The organism is Selenomonas sp. FC4001, assembly GCF_000701565.1.
GTDB lineage: Bacteria > Bacillota > Negativicutes > Selenomonadales > Selenomonadaceae > Selenomonas_A > Selenomonas_A ruminantium_B.
Genome location: NZ_JNJF01000004.1, coordinates 90,646 through 115,671 on the forward strand (window position 1 = coordinate 90,646; position 25,026 = coordinate 115,671).

At 48.4% G+C, this 25,026-nt stretch carries 29 protein-coding genes; 23 read left to right on the forward strand and 6 right to left on the reverse strand.

The annotated features are described in order from the left end of the window. Positions 1-4 precede the first annotated feature (4 nt). On the reverse strand, positions 5-835 hold the full coding sequence (locus tag T320_RS00465; protein ID WP_197019335.1) for an HAD family hydrolase: 831 nt from the start codon (positions 833-835) through the stop codon (positions 5-7). Positions 836-990: 155 nt separating this feature from the next. On the opposite strand from T320_RS00465, the gene T320_RS13750 reads away from it, so the two are divergent. The 4 genes from T320_RS13750 (at position 991) to T320_RS00490 (ending at position 4,710) form a co-directional block, all read left to right on the forward strand. Further along, positions 991-2,667: a D-alanyl-D-alanine carboxypeptidase family protein gene (locus T320_RS13750; protein WP_051608509.1), complete on the forward strand. Its 1,677-nt coding sequence runs from the start codon at positions 991-993 to the stop codon at positions 2,665-2,667. A 141-nt stretch (positions 2,668-2,808) separates the two neighbouring features. Beyond that, entirely contained in the window at positions 2,809-3,345 is a 537-nt protein-coding gene (locus T320_RS00480) for a flavodoxin family protein (protein WP_037351896.1), read from the forward strand. Between the two features lie 79 nt (positions 3,346-3,424). Then, positions 3,425-4,054 carry a flavodoxin gene (locus T320_RS00485; protein WP_037351899.1) on the forward strand — a complete coding sequence of 210 codons (630 nt, stop codon included), beginning with the start codon at positions 3,425-3,427 and terminating at the stop codon, positions 4,052-4,054. After that, positions 4,051-4,710 carry a hypothetical protein gene (locus T320_RS00490; protein WP_081824729.1) on the forward strand — a complete coding sequence of 220 codons (660 nt, stop codon included), beginning with the start codon at positions 4,051-4,053 and terminating at the stop codon, positions 4,708-4,710. Before T320_RS00485 ends, T320_RS00490 begins: the two co-directional genes overlap by 4 nt. 71 nt (positions 4,711-4,781) lie before the next feature. Here the strand turns inward: T320_RS00490 and T320_RS00495 are convergent, their stop codons facing one another. Further along, positions 4,782-5,156, reverse strand: a complete 375-nt coding sequence (locus tag T320_RS00495) for a MerR family transcriptional regulator (protein WP_037351902.1) — start codon at positions 5,154-5,156, stop codon at positions 4,782-4,784. A 559-nt stretch (positions 5,157-5,715) separates the two neighbouring features. Here T320_RS00495 and T320_RS00500 point away from each other — a divergent pair. Then, entirely contained in the window at positions 5,716-7,002 is a 1,287-nt protein-coding gene (locus tag T320_RS00500; protein WP_037351903.1) for a purple acid phosphatase family protein, read from the forward strand. Positions 7,003-7,097: 95 nt separating this feature from the next. On the opposite strand, the gene T320_RS00505 is transcribed toward T320_RS00500, so the two are convergent. After that, on the reverse strand, positions 7,098-7,988 hold the full coding sequence (locus tag T320_RS00505) for a LysR family transcriptional regulator (protein ID WP_037351905.1): 891 nt from the start codon (positions 7,986-7,988) through the stop codon (positions 7,098-7,100). A 109-nt stretch (positions 7,989-8,097) separates the two neighbouring features. Between T320_RS00505 and T320_RS00510 the strand changes: the two genes are divergently transcribed. The 7 genes from T320_RS00510 to T320_RS00540 all read left to right on the forward strand — a co-directional run bounded on the left by T320_RS00510 (position 8,098) and on the right by T320_RS00540 (position 14,565). Next, positions 8,098-9,309, forward strand: a complete 1,212-nt coding sequence (locus T320_RS00510) for an MFS transporter (RefSeq protein ID WP_156032674.1) — start codon at positions 8,098-8,100, stop codon at positions 9,307-9,309. A gap of 130 nt (positions 9,310-9,439) precedes the next feature. Continuing rightward, entirely contained in the window at positions 9,440-10,579 is a 1,140-nt protein-coding gene (locus T320_RS00515; RefSeq protein ID WP_081824730.1) for an alpha/beta hydrolase, read from the forward strand. Positions 10,580-10,667: 88 nt separating this feature from the next. Next, positions 10,668-11,834, forward strand: a complete 1,167-nt coding sequence (locus tag T320_RS00520) for an alpha/beta hydrolase (protein WP_081824731.1) — start codon at positions 10,668-10,670, stop codon at positions 11,832-11,834. 103 nt (positions 11,835-11,937) lie between these two features. Beyond that, positions 11,938-12,492 (forward strand): flavodoxin family protein, encoded by a 555-nt coding sequence (locus tag T320_RS00525; RefSeq protein ID WP_231465810.1) that lies wholly within the window; start codon positions 11,938-11,940, stop codon positions 12,490-12,492. A 50-nt stretch (positions 12,493-12,542) separates the two neighbouring features. Beyond that, positions 12,543-13,040: a cyclophilin-like fold protein gene (locus tag T320_RS00530; protein WP_051608510.1), complete on the forward strand. Its 498-nt coding sequence runs from the start codon at positions 12,543-12,545 to the stop codon at positions 13,038-13,040. 35 nt (positions 13,041-13,075) lie between these two features. Beyond that, a complete protein-coding gene (locus tag T320_RS00535) occupies positions 13,076-13,927 on the forward strand; it encodes a DUF3737 family protein (RefSeq protein WP_037351907.1) in 852 nt (283 codons plus the stop codon). A gap of 161 nt (positions 13,928-14,088) precedes the next feature. Then, positions 14,089-14,565 carry a pyridoxamine 5'-phosphate oxidase family protein gene (locus T320_RS00540; RefSeq protein WP_037351909.1) on the forward strand — a complete coding sequence of 159 codons (477 nt, stop codon included), beginning with the start codon at positions 14,089-14,091 and terminating at the stop codon, positions 14,563-14,565. Positions 14,566-14,635: 70 nt separating this feature from the next. Here the strand turns inward: T320_RS00540 and T320_RS00545 are convergent, their stop codons facing one another. Then, positions 14,636-15,427 carry an MBL fold metallo-hydrolase gene (locus T320_RS00545; protein ID WP_037351911.1) on the reverse strand — a complete coding sequence of 264 codons (792 nt, stop codon included), beginning with the start codon at positions 15,425-15,427 and terminating at the stop codon, positions 14,636-14,638. A gap of 146 nt (positions 15,428-15,573) precedes the next feature. Between T320_RS00545 and T320_RS00550 the strand changes: the two genes are divergently transcribed. Further along, on the forward strand, positions 15,574-16,491 hold the full coding sequence (locus T320_RS00550; RefSeq protein ID WP_197019336.1) for a LysR family transcriptional regulator: 918 nt from the start codon (positions 15,574-15,576) through the stop codon (positions 16,489-16,491). 14 nt (positions 16,492-16,505) lie between these two features. Here T320_RS00550 and T320_RS00555 read toward each other — a convergent pair whose 3' ends face one another. After that, the gene (locus T320_RS00555; RefSeq protein ID WP_051608511.1) at positions 16,506-17,402 is read right to left on the reverse strand and encodes a LysR family transcriptional regulator; all 897 of its coding nucleotides are present in this window, start codon (positions 17,400-17,402) and stop codon (positions 16,506-16,508) included. 102 nt (positions 17,403-17,504) lie between these two features. Here T320_RS00555 and T320_RS00560 point away from each other — a divergent pair, with 102 nt between their 5' ends. From T320_RS00560 to T320_RS00570, 3 genes are read left to right on the forward strand one after another with little or no spacing between them, the layout of a single operon-like run. Continuing rightward, complete coding sequence (locus tag T320_RS00560) at positions 17,505-17,711, forward strand: hypothetical protein (protein ID WP_037351912.1); 207 nt, start codon at positions 17,505-17,507, stop codon at positions 17,709-17,711. Between the two features lie 15 nt (positions 17,712-17,726). After that, complete coding sequence (locus T320_RS00565; RefSeq protein ID WP_026765451.1) at positions 17,727-18,038, forward strand: UxaA family hydrolase; 312 nt, start codon at positions 17,727-17,729, stop codon at positions 18,036-18,038. A 1-nt stretch (position 18,039) separates the two neighbouring features. Then, the gene (locus T320_RS00570) at positions 18,040-19,200 is read left to right on the forward strand and encodes a UxaA family hydrolase (RefSeq protein ID WP_037351916.1); all 1,161 of its coding nucleotides are present in this window, start codon (positions 18,040-18,042) and stop codon (positions 19,198-19,200) included. Positions 19,201-19,230: 30 nt separating this feature from the next. On the opposite strand, the gene T320_RS00575 is transcribed toward T320_RS00570, so the two are convergent. Then, on the reverse strand, positions 19,231-20,118 hold the full coding sequence (locus tag T320_RS00575; RefSeq protein ID WP_037351919.1) for a LysR family transcriptional regulator: 888 nt from the start codon (positions 20,116-20,118) through the stop codon (positions 19,231-19,233). A 173-nt stretch (positions 20,119-20,291) separates the two neighbouring features. On the opposite strand from T320_RS00575, the gene T320_RS00580 reads away from it, so the two are divergent. From T320_RS00580 to T320_RS00610, 7 genes are all read left to right on the forward strand, one after another. Then, positions 20,292-20,720, forward strand: coding sequence for a nuclear transport factor 2 family protein (locus T320_RS00580; protein ID WP_037351923.1), 429 nt, complete (start codon positions 20,292-20,294; stop codon positions 20,718-20,720). 36 nt (positions 20,721-20,756) lie between these two features. Further along, on the forward strand, positions 20,757-21,275 hold the full coding sequence (locus T320_RS00585; RefSeq protein ID WP_037351927.1) for a flavodoxin: 519 nt from the start codon (positions 20,757-20,759) through the stop codon (positions 21,273-21,275). Positions 21,276-21,513: 238 nt separating this feature from the next. Next, complete coding sequence (locus tag T320_RS14150; protein WP_072023974.1) at positions 21,514-21,987, forward strand: GNAT family N-acetyltransferase; 474 nt, start codon at positions 21,514-21,516, stop codon at positions 21,985-21,987. Positions 21,988-22,002: 15 nt separating this feature from the next. Beyond that, positions 22,003-22,596 carry an alpha/beta hydrolase gene (locus T320_RS00595; protein WP_197019337.1) on the forward strand — a complete coding sequence of 198 codons (594 nt, stop codon included), beginning with the start codon at positions 22,003-22,005 and terminating at the stop codon, positions 22,594-22,596. Continuing rightward, positions 22,596-23,339, forward strand: coding sequence for a class I SAM-dependent methyltransferase (locus T320_RS00600; RefSeq protein WP_037351932.1), 744 nt, complete (start codon positions 22,596-22,598; stop codon positions 23,337-23,339). The genes T320_RS00595 and T320_RS00600 overlap by 1 nt, the downstream gene beginning before the upstream one ends. Positions 23,340-23,350: 11 nt before the next feature. Then, positions 23,351-24,007, forward strand: coding sequence for an alpha/beta hydrolase (locus T320_RS00605; protein WP_051608512.1), 657 nt, complete (start codon positions 23,351-23,353; stop codon positions 24,005-24,007). 13 nt (positions 24,008-24,020) lie between these two features. Beyond that, complete coding sequence (locus tag T320_RS00610) at positions 24,021-24,959, forward strand: DMT family transporter (protein WP_037351935.1); 939 nt, start codon at positions 24,021-24,023, stop codon at positions 24,957-24,959. Positions 24,960-25,026 lie beyond the last annotated feature (67 nt).

Sequence of the window (25,026 nt, forward strand, 5' to 3'; positions counted from 1 at the left end):
CGGATTATAAAAAGTAGCGACGGATTACCTCCAAAACGCCGTTATGGTCATTGTCGCTTACGATAACATCGCAGATTTCTTTGATGGAGTCGGTGGCATTTCCCATGGCGGCAGATAGTCCGGCTATTTGCAAGATTTCCAAATCATTCGGAGCATCGCCCACGGCAACGGTGGCGGCAAGGGGGATATTCAACAGCTTGCAGAGTTCTTTGAGTCCGCTGGCTTTGGTGATGCCTGCGGGGGAGGCTTCCAGCCCCGTTTTTTCGGCAAGAACTAGGTTCATACCAAGACCTGCAAGGCGCTGGCGGCTGCGTTCACGCGATGCCGTAGAGCGATGGTAAAGGTTGATTTTGAGAATTTCATCGGCGTGTTCCTGAACGTAACGGACTAAATCATCCTGTCTGTCACAGATGCGTTCATACATATCCTGATAGACGCTCATGGAAAAATCGTCCATATGAAAAATATCTTGTTCGCGGGCGACGGAATCATGCACGGTAAGGATGTGTACCATAGCATCTTCATCGGCGGCTGCTTCTAATAAGCGCTGGCACTGTTCTAAAGAGAGTGCATGCAATGTCAAAGGCTTTTCCTGCTGAAAGTCATAAATCAGGCCGCCGCTTACCAGCAGGCCATAGTGCATGCCTTGAAAGGCGTTGCGGTAGTCAGCAAGCTCTGCCAGACCACGTCCCGTGCCGACAACGACCTCAACACCGCGTTCCATCAGATCTTGGATAGCCGCCGTTGTTTCGCAGGGAATCTGTTTGGCAGAATTAAGCAGAGTCCCATCCATATCAAGAGACAGCAGTTGGTAGTTATTTTTTTGATTCATCATGTTCATCTCCGTAATGTCGCGTAATGGCTAAATTATAATCCTTTTATGCTCGCTTTACCAGTGGTTCCAGTTAATAATTCCATATCTGTTGAAGGAAAAAGCAAGTATCATAGCGAATGAAATCAATGGTATTTTTACGAATAGAAAGGCGTGATATGGTGAAATCGTTCAAGAAAAAACTGTTGATTGGTGCTGTGGCGGCTATGGTGAGCTGTAGTTTTGCCTATGGGGCAGAGGCGGCGAGCCGTGCAGAGATTAGTCAGATTGCTGTGAACCAGATGGGGAGCAATTTTAAGTATTGGAATAAGGATGCAGCTTCTTATCAAGCTTTGACCAATTATGTGAAGGACATTACGAATAAGAACAGTAAAAATTATATTCCGGAGAAAGACCGCGTAGCGGTGTTTGATATGGATGGCACGATTCTCTGTGAGACGGCCCCCTATTATCTGGGGCAAATGTTGATTGTTGACCGTACACTTCATGACAAGAACTATAAACCGAAGCTGGATGATGCGAAATTTGCGCGGCAGCTGGAGACGTGGCTCAAGGATAAGTCTGCTGTCAGCAAGCCGGGCAGCAGCAGCCCGCATTTTGCTTCGGTCTTTAGTGGCATGACGGCACCGGAATATGATGCTTATGTGAAAAACTTTATGAAAAAGCCCGTAACTGGTTTAAGCAATATGGCCTGGGGCGAGGCCTTTTATTTGCCGATGGTCGAAGTCATCAAATACTTGCAGGCCAATAAGTTCGCAGTGTATGTTGTCTCTGGTTCCGAACGTCAGCTCGTGCGCCAGCTTGTTTCGGATATTCTCGCGATTCCGGAAGGAAACATCATTGGCACGGATATGGAAATTTTGGCGGCCCATCAGGGGGATACCGATGGGTTAAAATACATGTATCGTCACGATGATTATTTGGTGCGCGGCGGCTTCAAAAATAAGAACTTGCAGATGAATAAGGTGACAGCCATCGCCAGAGAAATTGGCAAGCAGCCGGTGCTGGCTTTTGGCAATTCAAAAGATGATGCCAGTATGTTAAATTATGCCATCAGCGGAAACAAATACAAAAGCGCCGCCTTCTTTGTCCTCTGTGATGACCAGATGCGGGAACTGGGCGATATGGATAAAGCCGAAAAATGTCGGCAGCTTGCCGCGCAAAACGGCTGGAACACCATCTCCATGCGGGATGATTTCAAGACGATATATGGTGAGAAAATAAAGCGCACGGCAGCACCGTCTCCAGCGAAAAAGGAGCTTGCAACCAAGGATAAGTCGGTAGATTATATGGTTTTCGTCAATAAAACGCATAAGCTGCCGGATGATTATGAGGCAAAACTGCCGTTGATAACGGTAAAGAATTCGTTTGGCAAAGAGTTCCAGATTGAGCCGGAAACCTATCAGCATTTCGAGCAGCTGCGCACAGCACTAAAGCAAAAGGGAATTCAGATTGAACTGGATTCGGTCTATCGAAGTGTTGCCCGCCAAAAGGAAATCGTGGCCGAATTTACCCAAAAGTATGGGGCAGATTATGTGAAGAAGTATGTAGCGGTTCCGGGGTATTCCGAACATCACACGGGGCTGGCTGTCGATATCTGTCTGGTCGTGGATGGAAAGATTATTGATGATAACGACGAAATGATAGCGCAGAAGGAAATTTTTGCGCAGATACATCCATTGCTGGCGGAATATGGTTTCATCCTGCGTTATCCGCAGGGGAAAGAAAACCTCACAGGATACAGTTATGAGCCTTGGCATTTCCGCTATGTTGGCCAGGAGACAGCGAAAAAAATCAGCGGTGCAGGCTTGGTCATGGAAGAATATATGAAGTAAATATTTTATAGCCAAAGGACAGCTGGTTCGTTTCCGATACAGCTGTCCTTTGGCTTGGGTTATGCTTATGTAGATGGGGATTATGCTTTGCAAATGCTGTCTATCCAATTAGTACCGGGAAGTGTTTCGGGAGGAAAGAACATGAAGATTGTGGTGATTACCAGCAGCCCTCATCCGCAAAATGAGTCCACCTCAATTTATCTGGCAGACCGGTTTACGGAAGGGGCGAAAAGCGCCGGGCACGAAGTATTTACCTTTGACGCGGCGCATGAAGAAACGCATCCTTGTCAGGGGTGCGACAAATGCGGTATGGATGGCCCCTGCGTGTTCAAGGATGCCATCGAAAATACGCTGATACCCAAGATGCTGGCGGCTGACCTTATCGTGCTTACTACACCGCTATACTACTTTGGCATGTCGGCCCAGTTAAAGATAATTGTAGACCGCTTCTATTCCCGTACAGGGAAACTGCATGGCAAGAAATCCATTATGATGGCTACGGCCTATAACAGTGCCGATTGGACGATGGAAGCACTGGCCAATCATTATGAAACCTTGGTGCGTTACATGGAATGGCAGGATGTAGGGCAGGTTTGGGCGACAGGCTGCGGCGCCCGCAGTCTAGTGGAAAAGTCGTCCTTTGCCGAGAGGGCGTATAAAATAGGCGTCAATTTATAAGAGAATATACTTGACTTGGAGTTTGCTACAAGTGCTAGAATGATAACCGTTGAAATTGGTGATGAAAGGGGATAACATTATGCGAAAAATATGGATTGCCTGCTTGGGCGTGTTGATGATTTTAGGCCTGGTGGGCTGTGGCACAGAGTCAGGCAAGACGGCAGAAAAGGCGGCTCCGGCATCGGTGCAGACCACTGCACAGGCAGACAGCAAGGCACCTGCGGCCAAAGGTAAGATTCTCGTGGCGTATTTCTCGGCCACGGGCAATACCCGTACGCTTGCAGAGAATACGGCGAAGGCGCTGAATGCGGACCTCTACGAAATTCGTCCGGAAGTTCCTTATAGCAAAGAGGACTTGAACTATAATGACGAAAGCACTCGCGCTACGGTAGAGCAGAAGAACGACAGCGCCCGCCCAAAACTTGCGGATAAGAATGCACCGATTGCAAACTACGATACTATCGTACTGGCTTATCCCATCTGGTGGGGACAGGCACCGCGCATTATGGATACCTTTGTGGAAAGCTATGATTTCACGGGCAAGAAGCTGACGGCCATCTGCACATCTGGTGGCAGTGATATCGGCACTAGCGCCGACTATCTGCAGAAGCTGACCAAGGGCAAGGCGGAATGGAAGGCAGGCAAGCTGTTCTCTCCGCAGGCCAAAGCCGAAGATATCAAAAGCTGGTTTAATGGTCTGGGCTTATGAATAGGTTCAAGATAAATTTTCGCATGACAGTGACGGCACTTTTGCCGTTGCTGTTTTTGCCCATTATGTGCTTTCATTATGTGCCCAAGGTACTGCACGAGGTGCTGGGCATTTTGTGGCTGCTGCTGGTGCTGATACATATCGGCCAGAATCGGCAATGGTTTGCTTCACTAAAATGTGGGCGCTGGACGATGCTTCGCATTATCGGTACAGTGGTTGATTTGTTGCTGCTGGTCGTGCTGTTGGTAATGGTGGGCGCAGGCTCAGGCATTTCCAATCATCTGTTCAAGGATATCATGCCGCTGGACATTCAGCGCAGCATTTTGATTCATCAGCTGCATGTGTCCCTGCCGTATGCTTTGCTTATCCTGATGGGCTTGCATTGGGGTTTGCACTTCAAGGGCTGGCGGGAAAGATGGCATCTACCCTGGCCTGCTTCTAAACGAGTCAAAGCAGTATTAGCGCTCCTCGTGACCGCGGGCGGGATTTATGGTTCCTTTCTTGACCGCGTGGGGGACCGCCTGCTGATGAAACACATCTTTGCTACACCGGCCACGGGTGAACCAGCTATCGTATATGTCGGCTTGTTGCTGGCCATATGGGGAATGTACTTGATATTAGGAGCGTTGCTGATAAAAATTTTCCGATTGCGGTGAATGTATGATAAAACGTCCATTTCTTATCGTCATGCTGACAGATGAGAAATGGACGTTTCTTTCGTGGGAAATCATGCCTCCCGATGGGGGCATTTCTTTACCATGAGTTCTTCGTAATGGGCAATTTTGTAATCCAGACGTTCCATGGTGGCTTTTAGCTGTTCATACTGTTCCTGAAGACGGGTGCGCTGTTCTACAAGGATATCCTTGCGGGCTTCTTCGGTACCTTCCTTGAAGAACAGGTCAACGTATTCAATCAGAGCTTCCACCTGCACGCCGGCACTGCGCATACATTTGGAAAACTCCACCCAGCCGCAGGCGGTTTCGTCAAAATCGCGGATGCCATTTTCCTTGCGGGGCACATGGGGGATAAGGCCGATGCGCTCGTAGTAGCGGATGGTATCAGCAGACAAATCGTATTTTTCGCTGACTTCTTTGATGGTCATAAAATCACCTCGTTGTCATAACTTTACATTCTATTATAAGTTTAGCACTTGGAGTGGGCTCAAAGTCAACCCCATATTTTCTATCATCTATACAGCTACAAGGAGAATAAGGTCAGGCGCATAAAGTTATGAGGGGAATTTTAGTGAAATTTAAATATGGGAAGGGAATACATTAGTATAGGTCGAATATGATAAAAAATGTTTAGTTAGGAGGGTAAATAATGTTTCCTTTGCGTTAGCTAATCATCAATGACAAAAGGGAGGCAATACCTCCCTTTTGTCATTGACGATTAGCTAAATGAAACTTTATTCTGGAAATAATAAGCTCTATCAGCTCTTTAGAAAATTCAGCTTGATAATAATAGATATATATTTAATTTTACATGGATTTCTAGTATGAACTGCACCAATCACTATTGTTGGACAATTTTTTATAAATCGTTCTTGACTTTGAGTAAACTTCAAGTGTTACAGTAAAAAAGGAAATTAGCAAATAGCGAGTAATTTCGATAGCAATATTGCGTGAAAGCAAAGATACTTTATCAGAAAGGATGTTGGTATGAATAGAAGAACTTTTATTGCAGGCGGCTTAGGGGGACTGGCACTGCTGGCTGGCGGCATATATTTTACCAAAGGCTCCTGGTACCGTCAGACGGTCAACAGTGTGCGCAACTTGACCGGAGATTTGGATGCCCAATTTTTGCGGCAGTTGATTACAGCAGATGCTGCCCACAGCCGGACGATTATGTGGCAGGCGGAGGATGTTTTGACCAAGCCGGCCATCGAATACCGCGTTAAGGGACAGACCGAAGCGCAGATGGTTGCTGCTCAGGAGGATTTTTTTACCGATGATGGAGTGAAGAACAATCAGTACCTGGCGAAACTACAGGAACTTCAGGCCGATACGGATTATGAGTATCGTGTGGTGACGGATGCGGCTGCCAGCGATTGGCATACGTTGCATACCGCAGGGCAGGGGGATTTTGAGTGTTTGATATTCCCCGATTCCCAGTCCAGCGATTACAGCGATTGGAAGGCCGTAGCGCAAAATGCCGCTGAGCGCAATCCGCAGGCAGCATTTTTTATCAATATGGGAGATATTGTGGACAATGGCGAAGACCATACTCAATGGCAGGCCTGGTTCCATGGCGTAAATGGCATAATTGACCGCATTCCCTTTGTACCTATGATGGGCAATCATGAAACTTATGACCAGAAATGGAAGGTGCGGCTGCCAGAGGCCTATCTCCATTACTTTGTAGTGCCGGAAAATAACAGCCGGGATTTTTCACGTTACTATTATTCCTTTGACTATGGTGATGTACATTTCATGGTGCTTAACAGTCAGTGGGATGAAACGGAGGACTTCAAGCCGGGACTGATGGCAGAACAGCTGAACTGGCTGCGGGAAGATGCCAGCAGAAGCCACAAAAAGTGGAAAATCGTGCTGGTGCATAAGGATGTCTTGCAATACCGTATCCATAAACGCCCGGAACGGCAGGAAGGAATTTCTGAAGTAGGTAAGAACTTTATGCCCTTGTTTGATGAACTGGGCATTGATATTGTCTTTTCTGCACATCTGCATACATACCGCAATCGGGGACACATTAAAAACTTTAAGCGGGACAGTCAAGGGCCTCTCTATATCCTGACAGGCGTGGCCGGCAATGTCCGCTATCCCGGTTTATGGATTGACCATAAGCTCGATGAGGTCGTGGCTCCCCAGCCGGAAACAGACAATTATCTCACCATGCAGGTGACGAATAAAGAGATAACAGTCAAATGTTTCCTGCCGGACGGACAGGAGATTGACCGTGTGACGGTGCGCAAGAGTGTTGCTTCGTAAAGCCAGTACTCATCGTCAATAAATCTGCATGCAATAAAATCTCTTATAAAAAATTCCCTTGCAATGTCTTAGGACAGTCAAGGGAATTTTTGGTGTTAGGCGTTAAATTTTTCTTGCAGTGCGGCAAGGAATGCTTGGGATGCCTTGGAAAATACCTGATTTTTCTTCCAGACGACAGATGGTTCGGTGAAAATGGCCGGCTCCAGAGGGCGGGTGCAGAGACTGGTGCCGGTGGTGTTGATGAGTTGGTCAAAGGAGATGGCATAGCCCATGCCTTCTTTGACCATCAGGGTAGCATTATAGAGCAGGGTGTAGGAGCCGGCGATATGGAGTTCTTCCAATGGTTTTTGCAACCAGTTGAGCAGTTCATCGCCATGCGTGCTGAGGGAGAGTGCCTGCCGCGAAAAGAGCAGGGGGCGGTGCCAGAGGTCACTAGCTTTGATGGTATCCTGTTTTGCTAGTTCATCATCTTTGCGCAGGAACAACACCCATTGGTCACGGACTGGCAGGGGCAGTTCCTGATATTTTGCCGGGTCGAGCCGGCCATAGACAAAAGCAAAGTCAATAAGGCCCCGGTCCAGGCGCGTCATAGTGGTTCGCCCATCACCGGTTACAATATGAAAGCGGATGCGGGGATGCTGCTTTTGCAGTTGGCGGGCGGCCTCCATAATCAGGCCAAAGTGCACAGATTCCCCTGCGCCAATGCGGATATCGCCGCTGATATCTTCGTTGCTGCTCAATAGTTCGCCCTCGGTCTTTTCCACCAATGACAGGATTTCTTCGGCGCGGCGGCGTAAAAGCGCCCCGTCATCGGTCAGGAGAATGCGGCGCGGTTCACGAATCAGCAGCTGCTTGCCGAATTCTTCTTCCAAATCCTTTAACTGACGGGAAAGCGTCGGCTGGGAGAGGTGCAGTTTTTCTGCTGCCCGTGAAAAACTTTCCTCACGGGCAACGGTCAGAAAGTAGTTGAGAACACGCAATTCCATCGCAATCAGCTCCTTGTTTTTCTTTTATTATAGATTGCAAATCTATTACTGTAAAGCATAGATAAGCATTTTCTATAAGTATTGGTATTTACATGAAGATAAATCTATAATGGAAGAAAAGGAAGGTGTGGAAATGGAACAGAATGGAAATAAATGCGTAATGCTGCTTATCCTGGCCATGGGGGTGTTTGGTATTCTCAATACCGAAATGGGCTTTATCGGGATTTTGTCCTATATCGCGGAATACTATCAGGTCAGTGTGGTGCAGGCCGGCTGGCTTATCAGCTTGTTTGCCTTGGGGGTAGCGGTGGCAGGGCCGACCATGCCGCTCTTTATGTCCCGATTTAATCGCAAGTGGGTGATGGTCTTTATTTTGGGGCTGTTTACCGTTTGCAGCACGATTGCCGTCTTTGCCGAAAATTTCTATGTGCTTTTGGCGGTGCGGGTGCTGCCGGCGTTTTTCCATCCGGTCTATTGCGCGATGGCCTTTACCGTGGCGGCAGGATTAGCGCGGACAGGCGAGGAACCGAAGATGGTAGCGAAAATCAATATGGGCGTGGCCGCCGGTATGGTTGCAGGCGTGCCCATCAGCAACTTTTTGGCCGAGCAGTTCAGCCTTTCTGCATCTATGGCGTTCTTTGCCTTAGCTACTTTGCTGGTTATGTTGGCGACATTATGGTTTATTCCCTCAATGCCGGTAAAGGCACGACTGAGCTACGGTAGTCAGCTCGCTGTACTCAAAAAGCCGATGGTCTGGGCATCTATCGTGGCGGTGATTTTCCTCAATGGTTCGATTTTCGGCGTATTTAATTATTTGGCAGAGTATCTGGGTGTTGTTTCCGGTGTAGCACCAGCCTTAGTCAGTATCTTGCTGTTTGTGTATGGTCTTTGTAATATTTTGGGCAGTATGCTGGCGGGAAATCTGCTGACCGTGCGTCCATTGACTGTGGTCAAAATCTTTCCGCTGGCGGTCGCCGTAATCTATATTGCCCTGTTGGGCGGCGGCAGCGTTTGGCCGTTGATGGGGCTTATTGTGGTCATTTGGGGCATCTTGGGCGGTATCAATGCCAATATCAATCAGTACTGGATGGCAAGTGCCGCTCCGGAAGCACCGGACTTTGCCAATGGCCTGTTCCTGACGGCGGCCAATATGGGCTGTGTGCTCGGAACTACGGTCAGCGGTCATTTTATTGATGTTTGGGGCACGCAATATGTCGTGCTGGGTGGTCTGTTGTTCTGTCTGTTGGCGGCGCTGATGTTTTGGGTACAATGTTATCGCATGCAGGTGCATACGCCCTTGATGATTCAATCTGAACATTGAAGATGTTGATTTTTATGCTTAGTAAGCATAAAAATATATTTTTTATAAGTATTGGTAATTACAAAACAGAATCGCTATAATGAAATCAAGCAAGAGGATAAACGGTGTAAGTGAAGTGAGGAGAATAGAAATGTTGAAGAAAATAATCAAAAACAAAAAGATGGTTTTGGCCGCTCTGGTGGCAGGCGTGATGTCTTTTGGTCTTATGGGAAATGGTGTACAGGCAGCAGATAAAGGAGTGGCAGGGATGAAGTCTGCAGAAGTTAAAAGCGACAGAATGATTAAGGCTGAAAAATTGCAGCTGACGCAGGAATGGGACAAGGTGTTCCCCAAGAGCGATAAGGTAGACCATCGCAAGGTAACCTTTGTCAACCGTTATGGCATCACCTTGGCAGCCGATATGTATGTGCCGAAAAATGCTCAGGGAAAACTCCCCGCCATTGCGTTAAGCGGCCCGTTTGGTGCCGTAAAGGAGCAGTCTTCGGGTCTCTATGCGCAGGAAATGGCGGAGCGTGGCTTTTTGACCATTGCCTTTGACCCGTCATTTACTGGGGAAAGCGGCGGTCAGCCTCGTTATGTCGCCTCACCGGATATCAATACGGAAGATTTTTCTGCAGCTGTGGATTTCTTGTCCACGCAGGATAATGTAGACGCGAATCGGATTGGCATTATTGGCATTTGCGGTTGGGGCGGTATGGCACTCAATGCAGCGGCCAGCGATACGCGTATCAAAGCCACGGTGGCTTCCACGATGTACGATATGACCAGAGTTATGGCCAACGGCTATTTTGATTACGAAAAAGACAAGGAAACATTGAAAAAAGAGCGCTATGCCAACCGCGAAGCCATAAATGCTCAGCGCACGGTGGACTATAAAGCCGGTTATTACAAGAACTCCGGCGGTGTGGTTGACCCGCTGCCGGCTGATGCGCCGCAGTTCGTGAAGGATTATTATGCTTACTATAAGACGGAGCGCGGCTATCATTCCCGTTCACTGAATTCTAACGGCGGCTGGAATCAGACTTCGGTTCTTTCATTTATGAATATGCCGATTCTGTCCTATGCCGATGAAATCAAGAATGCCGTTATGGTTTTGCATGGTGAGAAAGCCCATTCCCGTTACTTTGGCGAAGATGCCTTCAAAAAGCTCAAGGGCGATAACAAGGAACTGGTGATTGTTCCCGGTGCGTCTCATGTTGACCTTTACGACAACAAAGCCAAGATTCCTTTTGCGAGAATTGAGGCATTCTTTCAGCAGAACTTAAAATAAACTGCTTGAGTTGGAGTCTGCTTCAAGTGATAAGGTAAAGTCACGATAACATGACATAGAGATGTAAGTGAAGTAAAGGAGAATAGAAATGTTGAAGAAAATTGGCAAAAACAAGAAGATGATTTTGGCTGCTCTGGTGGCAGGCGTGATGTCCTTTGGCATTATGGGAAGTGATGTGACGCTAGCAGCAACGCCGGCTAAAACTTTAGCAACAGCTTCGCAGATGCAGCGTTCATCCATCAGCGAGCTGGACAATGACACCCGTGTATTCAAGATTGACAAGTCAATTGAAGCCAAGAATGTGAAATTTGAAAACCGCTTTGGTTTTGAAGTGGCTGGTCATCTGTATCTGCCGAAGAATTTTGATGTCAGCAAGCAGTACAAGGCCGTAGTGATTACCGGGCCTTTTGGTGCGGTGAAGGAGCAGTCCTCCGGCCTGTATGCGCAGGAGTTTGCTAAGCATGGTTATGTGGCCGTAGCCTTTGATCCCTCCACCACCGGTGAGAGCAGTGGCAGCCGCCGCAATATGGGCTCGCCGGAAATCTTTACGGAAGACTATCATGCCGCCGTGGATTTCGTTTCCAATCTGAAATTCGTGAACCCGAATCAGGTAGGGGCTATGGGCATCTGCGGTCTGTCTGGCATGGCCATCACGGCTGCCGGCAGTGACAGCCGTATCAAGGCCGTGGCAACCTCGGCTATGTATGATATGAGTGAAAGTATCAGCGACCATTATAATGGTGCTTACTACACGCCGGAACAGCGGGAGATCGTGAAACAGCATCTGGCTAAGATGCGTAATGAAGAGGCCAGAACGGGCAAGGCCATCCGTGGTGCACATGAATTGGGCGTAGATGCCAAGGGCAATGTGGAAACTTTTGATACCATGTTCCCGGATAAACTGCCTGCCGATGCTAATCCCGTTATACAGGATTTCTTTGGCTACTATGTAGGCCGTGCATTCCATCCGCGGGCCATCAACTCCAATAAGCTAGCCTGGGATTCGGTGACGCCATACGGCTTCTTCGATTTCAAACTCATGAGCAATCTTGATGAACTGGGCAATACCCCGGTCATGCTGATTACCGGTGACAAGGCACATTCTAAGTATTTCTCCGATAATGTCTATGCCGCCATCAAAGGCGCGAAAGAAGAAATCGTCGTTCCTGGTGCTACCCATGTAGACCTCTATGACCAGATGGACAAGATTCCCTTTGATAAACTGTTTGCCTTCTTTGATAAAAATCTGAAGTAATACTAAGATGCAGCCCTGCGAATGGTAAGACCTTTGCAGGGCTGCATCTTAGTACTTGACTTGGAGTACACTTCAAGTGTTAGAGTAAAGGAGGAACATGTGTATGGAGGAGAGAATGATGAGCAAAAACGTAATAATCATATCCACAAGTCTTAGAAAAAACAGCAATTCCGAGGCTTTGGCCACGGCTTTTGCCGCAGGGGCCAGGGAGGCCGGACATGTGGTGGAGCAGATTACCCTGCGGGATAAGACTATAAATTTCTGCAAAGGCTGTCTGGCCTGCCAAAAGACCATGCAGTGTGTGATAAACGACGATGCCAATGCAATCACGGCTAAAATCGGTCAGGCGGATGTGGTCGTTCTGGCAACGCCGGTCTATTATTATGGTATGTGCGGCCAGTTAAAGACCTTGCTGGACCGGGCAAATCCGCTGTTCCCCTCGGATTATCGTTTCCGTGAAGTTTATCTGCTGGCTACGGCGGCAGAGGATGAAGCAGATACCGTAGCCGGAACCCGCGTCGGCGTGCAGGGCTGGGTAGACTGCTTTGACAAGGCAGAACTAAAAGAGACGCTTTTCTGTGGCGGTGTGACGGACACAGGCGATATTGCCGGCAATGCCGCACTGGAAAAAGCCCGACAGGCTGGCAAGAATATTTGAAGTCTGCAAAATAATGCCTTGCAGCTGTATTTGCATAAGGAGAGAGGGCAATGCCAAATCGGAAAATCATAAGTGTAGTTATGTTGTCGATGCTGCTACTGCTATCCGGCTGTACAGGTGCGCAGGAGACTGCTGCGGATACTGGCAGTAAGGTGCAGGAGGCTGTCCAACAGGAAAATAAATCTGTGGCAGAACCAAAGAAGGAGCAGGCGATGAAACTCATCATTGATAACACAGTTGTTCCCGTTACTTGGGAACAGAATGCTTCCACGGCGGCGTTGCAGAAGCTTTTGCCGTTGACTATAAAAATGTCACCTTACGGCGGTTTTGAGCAGGTGGGGGATATCGGTCAAAATATTACCAGCGCGGATAAGCAGATAACTACCCAATACGGTGATATTGTCCTCTATGCGGGGAATAAGCTAGTTATCTTTTATGGTTCCAATTCCTGGGCTTATACGCGGCTGGGGCATATTGACATGTCAAAACAGGAATTGACTGCTTTATTAAACCGTGATGGCGTAACGGTGCAGCTCGTGGCCCAGTGAAAAAGAATAGGATTTTTAGCAGAAAGGTACGGAAAATGGAAGAATATAGAGAACAAGCATTTGATGAAGAACGGGCACTGTATGGCAAGAACGGGGTGAAACTCCTTAATTGCCGCTTTGATGGCCCCGCAGACGGGGAAAGTGCGCTGAAAGAAAGCCGCGATATTGAGGTGCAGGATTGTTTTTTCAATCTGCGCTATCCCTTCTGGCATGATGAGTCTGTGCAGATAAAAAAATCCGAACTTACGGAGCTTTGCCGTGCGGCTTTATGGTATTCAACGGATATTCATATTGCCGATACGAAGCTGCATGGCATCAAGGCCCTGCGGGAATGCGGTGATGTGACCATAGAAAACTCGGATGTGATTTCGCCGGAATTTGGCTGGTCGGTCAAAAATATCCGCATGCAAAATACCAACGTGCAAAGCGAATATTTTATGCTGCGCAGTGAACAGCTGCATTTTGACCATGTCACGTTGCAGGGAAAGTATTCGTTCCAGTATATTGAGGACGCAGAATTTACCGACTGTGAGCTGAATACCAAAGATGCGTTTTGGCATGCCAAAAATGTGACGGTCCGTAACAGCGTGATTCGTGGGGAATATCTGGCCTGGTATTCGGAAAATCTGACGTTGGAGAATTGCACCATCATTGGCACACAGCCCTTCTGCTACTGCAAGGGGCTGAAACTTAAGAACTGCCGCATGGTGGATACGGATTTGGCCTTTGAAAAATCCGAGGTCGAAGCAGAAGTTACAACCGTGGTGGATAGCATCAAGAATCCGAAATCCGGCACAATTAAGGTAGCAGGGGTTACGGAAATCATTATGGATGATTCGGCAGCTAAGGGCCGTATTGTCGTTACTGAAGAAAGTCATTGTGCCTGAAAACAGGCAACTAAGATTGACAAAGCTGTTTTTTTGCTCTATGCTAGATAGCAGAATATAAGTTGACACCTGTTGCCACCGGGTAATGGGAGAAGCGTCATTTTCTTATCGTTAGGTCTTGGCAGATAAGAAAATGACGCTGTTTTTGTAGGAGGTTAATTATGTTTCGGAAGATGCGAAGATTCAAGCAGCAGCTGACAGAGGTAGAATGCAAAGAAGTACTGAGAGATGCGAAACGGGGCGTGCTGTCCATGCTGGGGGATGACGGCTATCCCTATGGTATCCCCATGAATCATTGGTACTGCGAGGAGGACGGTATCCTTTATTTTCATAGTGCCAAGGAAGGACACCGGATGGATGCCATACGGGCTTATGACAAGGTGAGCTATTGTGCGCATGATGAAGGCTGGCAAAAGCCCGGTGAATGGGCGCTAAATATCCGTAGTGTAGTTGTCTTTGGCCGGATGCAGCTGGTGACGGATGAGGAAAAAATTCGCCAAATCTGTAGCTCGCTGGTGCGCAAATTTACTGATGACGAAGCGTACTTGGAACAGGAATTGAAACACGCCCTGCCCCGCGTGCAATGTCTGGCGTTGATGCCGGAGCATATGGCCGGAAAATTGGTCAATGAATCATAGGTGAAATGAAAATCCCCCATTCCGCATGAAATCGTGCAGGATGGGGGATTGCTGGTTGGAAGCATAGGCATCAATACATTACAGATTGTCCGTCCTTTGGCATATCATAATTGTTTACATTACGTTCAGCAAGTTTGCCCTTTAGTGTATGGCGGGTAAGTGCGGCATGGGCTACATTGTCCAGATGTGTCAGATACAGTTTGGCATTAGGCGCAGTTTTGGCAACGCAGTGGATGTCTTCAGCATCCATAATCAGTCGTCCATTTTCAACTGTCTCGGCGGCACAGCAGTTGAGTGCCACGATTTCCGGCTGCCAGCGGTTCAACGTGTCGGCTACGGCAGGATACCAGACCGTATCCCCAGCCAAATAAAAGATTTTTTCAGCGGCGCTTTCAAACATCACACCCATGGCATCACCACAGGGATTTACCGTGCCATGGAGGGCCGGTACCTTGGTCAGCTTTGCCGGGCCAAACAACATGCCGGTTTCGGACAGTACGGTCACATCGTGAAAGCCGGATTTTTGGAAGAGGGCGGCATCTGCTTCATTTTGGCAGATTACTGGCACATTCTTGTCCAAAGGTGCGCCCACAGTACCATCCATGGACATATCGATGTGGTCGGGATGGATATGCGTTACCAGATAATAATCGACGCCAGCGAGGATTTCTTCCATCGGCATGGGCAGGTCATAGAAGGGCATGGGCAAATGCTCCTTCATTTCATCCGGCACATGATAAGGTCTGCCGGGAACATCGATGAAGGAAAACTGATGCTTGGGCATCAGCCACGGGTCAATCAGGAACGTTTTGCCGGCATATTCAAGGCGGTTGGTGGCATTGCGGATTTGCGTCAGTTTCATGGTCATGTCTCCTTTTTGTAGCTTCTAAATTGCGTTAGCTAGGTTATGCTTCTAGTATAATGCCCATACCGAAGTACAACAAGCAAAGAGATTCTCTTTTGACGCAACTAAAAGGTTGCTATAAAATAAAGAGGAGGGGGGATTGGATGAATCAGAAGCAAATGGAATATTTTCTCGAAGTATATCGGCAGGGCAATATACAAAGTGCCGCCGATAAGCTCTATGTGTCGCGGCAGGGCGTCAGCAAGATGCTCAAGTCTTTGGAGGAGGAACTGGGGCAACTGCTCTTTATCCGCAATCCGCATGGTCTTGTTCCAACTGACTATGCCAATGCACTTTTACCGCATGTGCAGCGGTTGCTGGCAGAATACCGGAGCATTGCAAGCATGAGCACATTGGCCTCCCAATCCAAAAGCGTGGTGACGATTTACGCACTGGACCATATTATGGCTTACTTGGGGGCAGAATTTCTTTGGGATTTTCACCAGGCATGCCCGGATATTATTCTCAGCACCGTGGATACGACAGATGATGCAGCCTTGAAGGGCGTTTTGGAAAAGCAATGCAACTTTGCCATCGTCACAGGAGAAGCTGACCAAAATCGTTTTGCAGCGGAATCCCTGTTCTTTTCCCGGTACTGCGCGCGGCTCCATCGCCAACATCCGCTGGCCGGTAAAGAACACATTGCCTATGCAGATTTGGAAGGTGCGCGCATCGTCAGCAAGGGGCGGGGTTATCAATGTTTTCGGCATAATATCGATAAGTATATTCTGTTGCCGGGACTACATGTAGAACTGCTAGCTGAAACTGCCGATGAAATGATTATCACTGACCTGATTCTCCGGCATCAGGCGATAAACTTAGGCTATGACTACGCTGCCGTGCTGAATCCACATCCGGATATCGTGGTAAAACCATTAGGTACGGGCGATGACCTGGGGCAGAATGTATATCTTGTCTGGGACAAAACAACAGTCCTAACCAAGGCAAGCCAAAAATTTCGTGCCTTTCTGCTCGACTGGTTGCCCCAAAATGGGAAGGATAAAGTTGTCTGGCCACTATAATATTATGCGATAAATTAAGGTGTACGGTTCATATGTTCAGGAGCGTCGGCAAATTTACGCCGGACGAAGTCGATAAGACAGCGTTCGTCCGCGTAAATTTGCCGGCCTTTTTTGGTGACGATAAAGCCTTTTTGAGCCAGTCCTTCAATGGGGATGGCGATAAGATTACTATCCTGCAAAATGCCATTGCCCGTCAGAATCGACAGGGCGATGCCTTGTTGGACGATGTTCCAGATGCTCGAAAGGTTGGGGGAATAATGGAGAATCTGTGGCTGGAGCTTTTGCCGGTCAAATTCAGCCAGCACGCGTTTGGTCAGGATAAATTTACGACTGAGCAGTACCAGGGGATAAGCTGCTGCTTCGGCCAAAGTGACGCTGGGCTTATCGGCCAGCGGATGGCTGCGTGGGACACAGAGGCAGATGGGCCAGGACGATAATTTGCGCAAGGTGAGATTGGGCCGTCCTTCGGCATCGTGGACAAAGGCCAGGTCAACTTCTTCCCGCTCTACCATATCTAGCGCTGCACCGCCGGCAGGTTCTGTGATTTCCAGCTGGATTTCCGGGTGCTGCTGGAAAAATTCGCCCAAAAGCAGCGGCAGGATAATGGTAGCAATTTGCGAAGGCACGGCCAGCTGCAGGCGGTTATGTCGTTTGGCAATTTCTTTGACGCTGGCTTCAAAGCGTTTAACCTGTTTTAGCATCTTTTCCACTTCCTGAAACAAGGCCTGCCCGTCAGCGGTAAGCTGAATATTGCGCCCTACATGACGGAACAGATTCAGGCCGGTTTCCGTTTCGAGGTTCTTCATGGACAGGCTCAGGGTGGATTGGGACATATGCAGGCTGGCGGCCGCTTTAGTAACATTTTCGTGACGGCAAACCTCGGCGAAGTATTGCATTTGTTGGATATTCATGGCAGTACCTTCCTTTCTGATAGTTCCATCATAGTGAAATCAATCGATTTTTTCAATAGATAAATCGATTATAAGTGTTTTTTATTTGGGGCGGAATAGGCTATGATGAAGACAGAAAAAAACAGTGTGAAGCGGGAGGTAATGACGATGAAAAAGGCAATGAAAATTCTGGCGGAAAAGATGATGGCAAGAACGCATAAGGCAGTAAAAATTTATCAGTTGGAATTGCAAAAAAAGCAGGACATGACTCCGGCGCGGTGGAATATGCTCTATGGGAAATATCTGCTAGATATGGATGAGGCTATTTGACGAAAGGAGAGCGTTATGGAAAAGAAAGCGATTCTGCTGGACGAGAAGGACAATGTGGCTACCTGCACCAGCGAGGCACAACCTGAGGACATGGTTATCTGTCATGGCGGCGGCAGTGCCCAGGTTAAAGCTGTCGAAACGATTCCCATTTGGCACAAGATTGCCTTAAAACCTATCGCCAAGGGCGAGATGGTCTATAAGTACGGGGAAATCATCGGGGAAACCTTGCAGGATATTCCGCAGGGCGGCTGGGTATCGCATGAGAATATCCGCAGCATTCCCCGGGATTACGCCAGTGAGTATGTAATGGGCAAGGAGGGGAAATAACATGGAATTTTACGGTTACAGACGCAAAGAAGGCCGCCCTGGCATCCGCAATCATATTTTGATTCTGCCCGCTTGTGCCTGCGGCAGTGAATCCTGCCGAATTGTGGCAAGTCAGGTGCGGGGCGCGGTGAATATCGTCTTTAACACCGGCTGCAGTGATGTGGCGGCCAATACGGAAATGAGTCAGAAGGTGCTCACAGGCTTTGCCCTGAATCCTAACGTGTACGGCGTAGTCATCATCGGTCTGGGCTGTGAAACTGTACCCCATGCCAAGTTGCGGGAGAAGATACAGGCAAAATGTTCCAAGCCGGTAGTTTCTTTTGGCATACAGGAGGAAGGCGGCACCTTAAAGACCATTGAAAAAGCTGTGCGGGCTGCCCGGGAAATGGCGGCTGAAGCCGGGTTGCAGCAAAAAGAAAAATTCCCCATCAGCGAGCTGCTGTTGGGGATAGAATGTGGCGGCAGCGATGCTACCTCCGGGATTGCCTCCAATCCAGCGGTGGGCAATCTTAGCGACAGGTTGGTGGACTTGGGTGCGTCCGCCATGATGAGTGAGTCCATTGAGTGGATTGGCGGCGAACATGTGCTGGCCCGCCGGGGCGCCACGCCGGAAATCCATGACCAGATTATCCGGGTGTGCGAGGATTATGAAAAGCATTTGCTGGCTGCAGGGCAGGATTGCCGGGCGGGGCAGCCGACACCGGGCAATAAAGCGGGCGGCTTGTCCACGATTGACGAAAAGAGCCTCGGCTGTATCCGCAAAGGCGGCACCCGTCCCATTGTGGAAGTGCTGGAACAGGCGCAGCCACCTACAAAGCGTGGAGCTATTGTCATGGATACGGCAGGATACGATATTTCGTCTGTAACATCCATGGCGGCTGCCGGCTGTCAGGTCATTATCTTCACCACGGGCAGGGGAACGCCTACGGGCAATGCCATTGTGCCGGTGCTGAAAGTGACCGCCAATGAGCATACGTATAGTTGGATGGAAGATAATATGGACGTGGATTTATCGGGCATTATCCGAGGCGAGCAGACCATTGAGGAAAGCGGCGGTATGCTGCTGGAAAAGCTTCACGAGATTGCAAATGGCAAGCTCACCAAAGCGGAAGCTTATGGTTTTTCGGATATCGCGGTTGACCATGTGTGCAGATTCGTGTAATTGGCGTAAGGGCGAAGCGTATAGAAGCTATCAGACTTTGAAATCCGGCTGGTCACGGTAGAAGTGCTGTAAAAGCTCAATAAAGGCGTGCAGGGATTGGCGCTTGTCGTTTTTATGCGTATAAACGCCGCAGGGAATGACGACATTGCTGTCAAAGTCGAGCCAGGCAAATTCGCCGTTATGGTCATTTAAGAACCCCGGTGCCAGACATACGCCTTTGTGGGCAGCCACGTTGGTCAGGGTATTGTCATGGTCGGGACTGTTGAAATAATCCACATGAATTTCGCTGATTATGCGTTGCTGCAGGGCACGCAGCATGGGCGGGGAGCCGCTGCCTACCATAAGTGTACGACCTTTTAAGTCGCTGGGCGTAACCAGCGGCTTTTTTGTCAGGGCGTCATTTTTCTCGGTAATCAGGTAGATGTGACTGTCAAACAGATGGTGACAGGTCACATCTGGTACGCGCTTCATCGTGTATTCCATGGCAAAGGTCACGTCCTGTTCGCCTTGCAGGAAGGATTCCTGTCCGTGCTGCCAGTCAAAACTGGGAATGACATTGACCGTAGGAAAACTGCGGTTGAATTGCGCAATGACTTGCGGCAGAAAGTAGATGGCGGAACGAATCGGCAGCGTTATGCGGATGCTTTCGGCGTATTTGGCGCTGAAATTCTGCCCTTGCTCAATGGCCTCCTTTAGTTGTCCGTAAAGTGTGCGCAAGGTGCCGACAAATTGTGCGCCTGCCGGTGTGAGCATAGCCCCTTTACCAGAGCGTTCAAAGAGGGCAAAACCAATCTCGTTTTCCACAGCCTTTATCTGATAGGTCAGTGTGGGCTGCGAAATAAAGAGATTTTCGGCTGCGCGGTTGAAATTCAGCACCTGCGCCAGTTCCAGGATATATTCCATCTGCTTGGTGTTCATCGGTGAGGCCTCCTTTATTCTATTTGCAGTATAGCGGCCTGCCTTCGAAAATGCAATGGTTTAATAAAAAAATTAAATCGATAATCTAAACTTACAATTGGATATTCTGATATAACATCGCTATAATGAAATCAACAAAAGGAAATGCAGATACGTGGAAAGGGGAATGTCAAATGTCACTGGAGATTTTAGAAGCAAAAGAAGCGATTCGCGAGGTTATTGATGGTTTTGCCAATCTGGAGTGCAATGTGCCGGCGCAGATGGTTTATTTTACCGAAGATGTTCATGTCATGGTCTATATGGGCGATAAGCTCACGATGAATATTCATGGACGGGACACGTTGGAAAAACAGTTCAGCGCCTTTACCGGCGGCATCAAGGCGTCGCACCATCAAAATGGCCAGCAGGTCATTACCGTGGACGGCGATACGGCTGTGGACGTGCATTACTGCCGGGCGGCCCTCGTGATGGAGGAAAACGGCCATGATGTGGTGTCGGACAACTACATCCGCTATACGGATAAGCTCGTAAAACAGGACGGCAAGTGGCTCATTAAAGAGCGTGAGCAGCATTTTGTCATTACGAAGAAACAGGATTTATAAAGAATTTAGACTAAGTTTTCGAGAGGAGTAGAGAACATGGCCAAGACATTGGTAATCTATTATTCCCGCAAGGGGCAGAATTATCTAAACGGCAGTATTGTGGATTTGCCTAAGGGCAATACGGAGATTGTGGCAGAATTTATCCAAAAGGCAGTAGGGGCGGATTTGTTCGAAGTCGAAACGAAAAAGCCCTATGCGATTGACTATACGCAATGTACGATTGAGGCCAAAGAAGAATTGCGCAACAATGACCGCCCGGAATTGGTGAAAATGCTGGACTCGGTGGCAGAATACGACAATATTGTTGTGGCCGGCCCGTGCTGGTGGGGAACTTATCCTGTGGCAGTATTCACTCAGCTGGAAGCACTGGATTTCAGCGGTAAAAAGGTGTTCCCTGTGATGACGCATGAGGGCAGCGGCATTGCCGGGGCTCCTGCGGCATTAAAAAAGTATTGTCAGGGAGCCGTGGTCGGTGAAGGGCTGGCTATACAGGGAGGAGCCGCCGCAGGCTCTGAAGCAAAAGTGGCTGTCTGGGCAAAGAAAAATCTGGCATAAGAAGGGGCGCAGTTTATCACGGGTTCAACATTTTTGGTAGATGGAGGGGCAACAGCTTCTTATTACTATGGGCCGTTGCAGCCATAAAAAATTGCGTATAAAAAAGTCTCTGTAATTTGATATCCTATCGAATCAAAAGGTCTTCTATGATAAACTATTAACAAGTCATAGAAGATCTTTTATTATGTCAAGATCCAAGCGATGTGTTGTCGGATGGATGATTTACTGGAGCTTTAATATGAGAACATACGTTAAACGGATTGTATTAGAAACAGAACGGCTAAGGTTATATGTAACATCACAAGCGGAAATGGAGGAGATTATCGATAGACAGACCGACGATGAGCTCCAAAAAGCTTATCAGGAAATGCTGGATGGTTATCTGGCCCATCCTGAGCAGGGAGAGTGGTACGCTATATGGATGGTGACACGCCACGATGGCGTGCAGGTTGGAGATTTGTCATTCAAGGGACTTAATGAAGATGGCTCCGTAGAAATTGGATACGGCATAAATGATGAATTCCAAGGGCAGGGATATGCCACAGAAGCAGTTGCAGCTGCTGTGAACTGGGCCTTGAAGCGGGCTGGCGTATTGCGTGTAGAGGCCGAAACAGAGCCGGATAATGCAGCTTCGCAGCGTGTTCTGGCAAAATGTGGCTTTGTTCCCAATGGAATCGTTGGCGAGGAAGGGCCTCGCTATGTAAGAAGGTAAGGGGAGCGGTTGAACATGCAGGTTTTGTATATACATGGCAAAGGTGGAAATGCTGAGGAAAGCAAACATTATGAGCCACTTTTTCCCCAAGATAAGGTTAGCGGGCTGGATTATCAGACCTTTTCGCCTGGGGATACTGGCCGGGAGATTCGGACTGCTGTTGAGCAGCTGACAGAAAAGGGTGAGGAGATTATCCTGATTGCCAACAGCATTGGTGCCTTTTTCAGCATGAATGCGGGAATAGACGGGCTTATTCAGAAGGCATATTTCATTTCACCCATTGTGGACATGGAGCGTCTTATTCTGGATATGATGAGATGGGCCAATGTAACGGAGGCGGAACTAGAAGCTCAAGGTGTAATTCATACCGAATTCGGCGAGGATTTATCGTGGAAGTATCTGAGCTATGTCAGAAATCATCCCCTTAAATGGAATGTGCCAACGCAGATTTTGTACGGCGAAAAAGACCAACTGACATCGCTGGCAACGATGAAGGATTTTGCCGAAAAGCATCATGCAGGGCTGACGGTTATGGAAAATGGTGAGCATTGGTTCCATACGGAGGAACAGATGGCTTTTCTTGATAAGTGGATTTTGGAGGCAAAGTAATGGATATAGAAAGCATGGCCCGATATTGGTCGCAGGATGCAGAAAATTATGGTGATATCATACGGAAAGAACTGGCCAGTTTTCGTGTAGAGGCGTGGCAGAACTATTTGCGGGAAAAATTGCCTGCGGATACGCACAAGGTGCTCGATTTGGGCTGCGGCCCCGGATTTTTTTCCATTATCTTGGCCCAAATGGGCTATGAAGTAACAGCCGTGGATTGTTCAGAGGGGATGTTGGCTCAGGCAAGGCAGCTGATTGAAAGTGCAGGCATCGAAATCACGTTACAGCAAAAGGACATCAATCATCCGGAGTTTCCGGATGATTCCTTCGATGCCATTGTGAGCCGTAATGTAACCTGGACTTTATCAAATCCGTGGCAGGTATATGAGGAATGCCAGCGGATGCTGCGGACAGGTGGACGCCTGCTGCTCTTTGACGCCAACTGGAATATGCCGCTTTTTGATGAAACTATGGCCAAACGGGCAGAAGACCGGCGGGAAGAATGCTTACGCCAGTATGGAGATGCTCTGGATTCTGCAGCGGATATAACCGAGCCTTTTGATCCGTTACAGCTGCCCCTCAGTGGAACAAAACGTCCCTATTGGGATGTAGAGCTGTTGCGTAACATGGGCTTTGGCGATGTGCATACAGAATTTGATGTGACGGAAAAGCTTTGGGATGATAAAGAGCGGCTGCTCTACGGTGAAACGCCAATGTTCGGCATCTTTGCCACGAAATTCTAGGAGGCTGGCTGATGGTTACTTATGAATATGGTAATCCCAATGCGGTTATTACACTCGTTCAGACTGTGGATGAACATGATATAGCAGGAATGGATGATGAAGTGGCAGAAATTCAGAGGCTGTCCGGCAAAGAATTTCGCTTGTTGGCCGTCAAGGTGGAAAGCTGGAACCGTGATTTATCTCCGTGGCCGGCACCTGCGGTTTTTGGAAAGGATGATTTTGGCGATTGTGCAGGAGAACTGTTGACCGAAATCCTAAAGCTTTGTCAGGACGAAAGCAAAATCTATTATCTGGGCGGATATTCGCTGGCGGCCCTGTTTTCCCTTTGGGCTGCTTACCAAACCGATAAATTCGCGGGCATTGCTGCTGCTTCACCATCTATCTGGTTTCCGAGGTTTGTTGACTACATGAAGAGCACGGCGATTAAATGCCCAAACGTATACCTCAGCCTTGGCGATAAAGAAGAAAAGACCAAGAATGCGGTTATGGCTAGTGTGGGCGATTGCATCCGGGATGGTTACGCATGGCTGAAGGAGCAGAGGATTAACTGTACGCTGGAATGGAATACAGGCGGGCATTTTCGGGAGCCCGAGATTCGGACAGCGAGAGCCTTTGCGTGGCTTCTAAGTTCAGTCGCGGTAGTTCATTGTAGTCCTGAGAGACTTTAAGGAGATAATATTTTTGCGTAATTTACTAATTGGCTCGCTGCTATTGTCGCTGGCCGGCAGTATTTGGGGCGCTATGTTTATTGCGGTCCGCCTGACCGTAGGCGTGATTACGCCTGTGGCTTTGGTTTGGCTGCGGTACGGTGTGGCGCTGGTCCCGCTAGTGCTTATCATGTTGTATCAAAAAACTTCCTGGAAAATTGAGCGCAAGGACTGGAAGCTCCTGCTTATTTCTGCGTTGACCGGTCAAACGCTCTCCATTGTCACGCAGGAATCGGGAACCATGCTGACTTCAGCACAGATGGGTTCGGTGATAACGGCGGCTACACCGGCATTTATGGTGGTGTTCGGCTGCCTGATTCTGCATGAGCGGTTTAATTTCAGCCGTTTGTTGTCTGTAGTTTTGGCAACGGTGGGGGTACTGCTAATCGTCGTTGACCCGGAGAATCTGCAAACCGGCAGTCTTTTGGGCGGTGTCTATTTGTTTGTAGCAGCTATCACCTGGGCATTGATGTCCATACTTGTGAAACTGCTCAGCCGCTATTCGGTGTTTACGCTGACTTTTTATAGCGTACTCATCGCGTTTTTGGTGCTGAGTCCCTATGGAATATGGTGGCTGATTAACGAAGCAAATTATGGGGCTTTGGTTATGCCGCAGATATGGGGCTCGGTACTTTATGTGGGGATGATTTCCACCACGGCAGGATTTGTTCTTTGGAGCAAGGGGCTGACGTATATGGATGCATCCATTGGCGGTTTGTTTATGTTCTTTCAGCCGATCGTTGGCACAATCTTAGGCTGGTTATTACTCGGTGAAGCCATGACCAGTTATTTTTTGCCCGGTTTTGCGCTTATTGCCGTTGGTGTATTGCTGGCTATGAAGGGCGGCAATACAACTGCCGAGGAAAAACTGCAAAGAAGCCGCAAAGAGTATGCACAAAGGTGTTCGCGGTAATGTTTCTTTAGTTAGATAGCTTTTAGGAAATGTTATATTGGGAGGAGAGGTTACGATGAAAGTCGAA

Coding starts and splice junctions, on each gene's coding strand:
- T320_RS00465 (WP_197019335.1), bottom strand. CDS start 835: ATGATGAATCAAAAAAATAACTACCAACTGCTGTCTCTTGATATGGAT.
- T320_RS13750 (WP_051608509.1), top strand. CDS start 991: ATGGTGAAATCGTTCAAGAAAAAACTGTTGATTGGTGCTGTGGCGGCT.
- T320_RS00480 (WP_037351896.1), top strand. CDS start 2,809: ATGAAGATTGTGGTGATTACCAGCAGCCCTCATCCGCAAAATGAGTCC.
- T320_RS00485 (WP_037351899.1), top strand. CDS start 3,425: ATGCGAAAAATATGGATTGCCTGCTTGGGCGTGTTGATGATTTTAGGC.
- T320_RS00490 (WP_081824729.1), top strand. CDS start 4,051: ATGAATAGGTTCAAGATAAATTTTCGCATGACAGTGACGGCACTTTTG.
- T320_RS00495 (WP_037351902.1), bottom strand. CDS start 5,156: ATGACCATCAAAGAAGTCAGCGAAAAATACGATTTGTCTGCTGATACC.
- T320_RS00500 (WP_037351903.1), top strand. CDS start 5,716: ATGAATAGAAGAACTTTTATTGCAGGCGGCTTAGGGGGACTGGCACTG.
- T320_RS00505 (WP_037351905.1), bottom strand. CDS start 7,988: ATGGAATTGCGTGTTCTCAACTACTTTCTGACCGTTGCCCGTGAGGAA.
- T320_RS00510 (WP_156032674.1), top strand. CDS start 8,098: ATGGAAGAAAAGGAAGGTGTGGAAATGGAACAGAATGGAAATAAATGC.
- T320_RS00515 (WP_081824730.1), top strand. CDS start 9,440: ATGTTGAAGAAAATAATCAAAAACAAAAAGATGGTTTTGGCCGCTCTG.
- T320_RS00520 (WP_081824731.1), top strand. CDS start 10,668: ATGTTGAAGAAAATTGGCAAAAACAAGAAGATGATTTTGGCTGCTCTG.
- T320_RS00525 (WP_231465810.1), top strand. CDS start 11,938: ATGGAGGAGAGAATGATGAGCAAAAACGTAATAATCATATCCACAAGT.
- T320_RS00530 (WP_051608510.1), top strand. CDS start 12,543: ATGCCAAATCGGAAAATCATAAGTGTAGTTATGTTGTCGATGCTGCTA.
- T320_RS00535 (WP_037351907.1), top strand. CDS start 13,076: ATGGAAGAATATAGAGAACAAGCATTTGATGAAGAACGGGCACTGTAT.
- T320_RS00540 (WP_037351909.1), top strand. CDS start 14,089: ATGTTTCGGAAGATGCGAAGATTCAAGCAGCAGCTGACAGAGGTAGAA.
- T320_RS00545 (WP_037351911.1), bottom strand. CDS start 15,427: ATGAAACTGACGCAAATCCGCAATGCCACCAACCGCCTTGAATATGCC.
- T320_RS00550 (WP_197019336.1), top strand. CDS start 15,574: ATGAATCAGAAGCAAATGGAATATTTTCTCGAAGTATATCGGCAGGGC.
- T320_RS00555 (WP_051608511.1), bottom strand. CDS start 17,402: ATGAATATCCAACAAATGCAATACTTCGCCGAGGTTTGCCGTCACGAA.
- T320_RS00560 (WP_037351912.1), top strand. CDS start 17,505: ATGATGAAGACAGAAAAAAACAGTGTGAAGCGGGAGGTAATGACGATG.
- T320_RS00565 (WP_026765451.1), top strand. CDS start 17,727: ATGGAAAAGAAAGCGATTCTGCTGGACGAGAAGGACAATGTGGCTACC.
- T320_RS00570 (WP_037351916.1), top strand. CDS start 18,040: ATGGAATTTTACGGTTACAGACGCAAAGAAGGCCGCCCTGGCATCCGC.
- T320_RS00575 (WP_037351919.1), bottom strand. CDS start 20,118: ATGAACACCAAGCAGATGGAATATATCCTGGAACTGGCGCAGGTGCTG.
- T320_RS00580 (WP_037351923.1), top strand. CDS start 20,292: ATGTCACTGGAGATTTTAGAAGCAAAAGAAGCGATTCGCGAGGTTATT.
- T320_RS00585 (WP_037351927.1), top strand. CDS start 20,757: ATGGCCAAGACATTGGTAATCTATTATTCCCGCAAGGGGCAGAATTAT.
- T320_RS14150 (WP_072023974.1), top strand. CDS start 21,514: ATGAGAACATACGTTAAACGGATTGTATTAGAAACAGAACGGCTAAGG.
- T320_RS00595 (WP_197019337.1), top strand. CDS start 22,003: ATGCAGGTTTTGTATATACATGGCAAAGGTGGAAATGCTGAGGAAAGC.
- T320_RS00600 (WP_037351932.1), top strand. CDS start 22,596: ATGGATATAGAAAGCATGGCCCGATATTGGTCGCAGGATGCAGAAAAT.
- T320_RS00605 (WP_051608512.1), top strand. CDS start 23,351: ATGGTTACTTATGAATATGGTAATCCCAATGCGGTTATTACACTCGTT.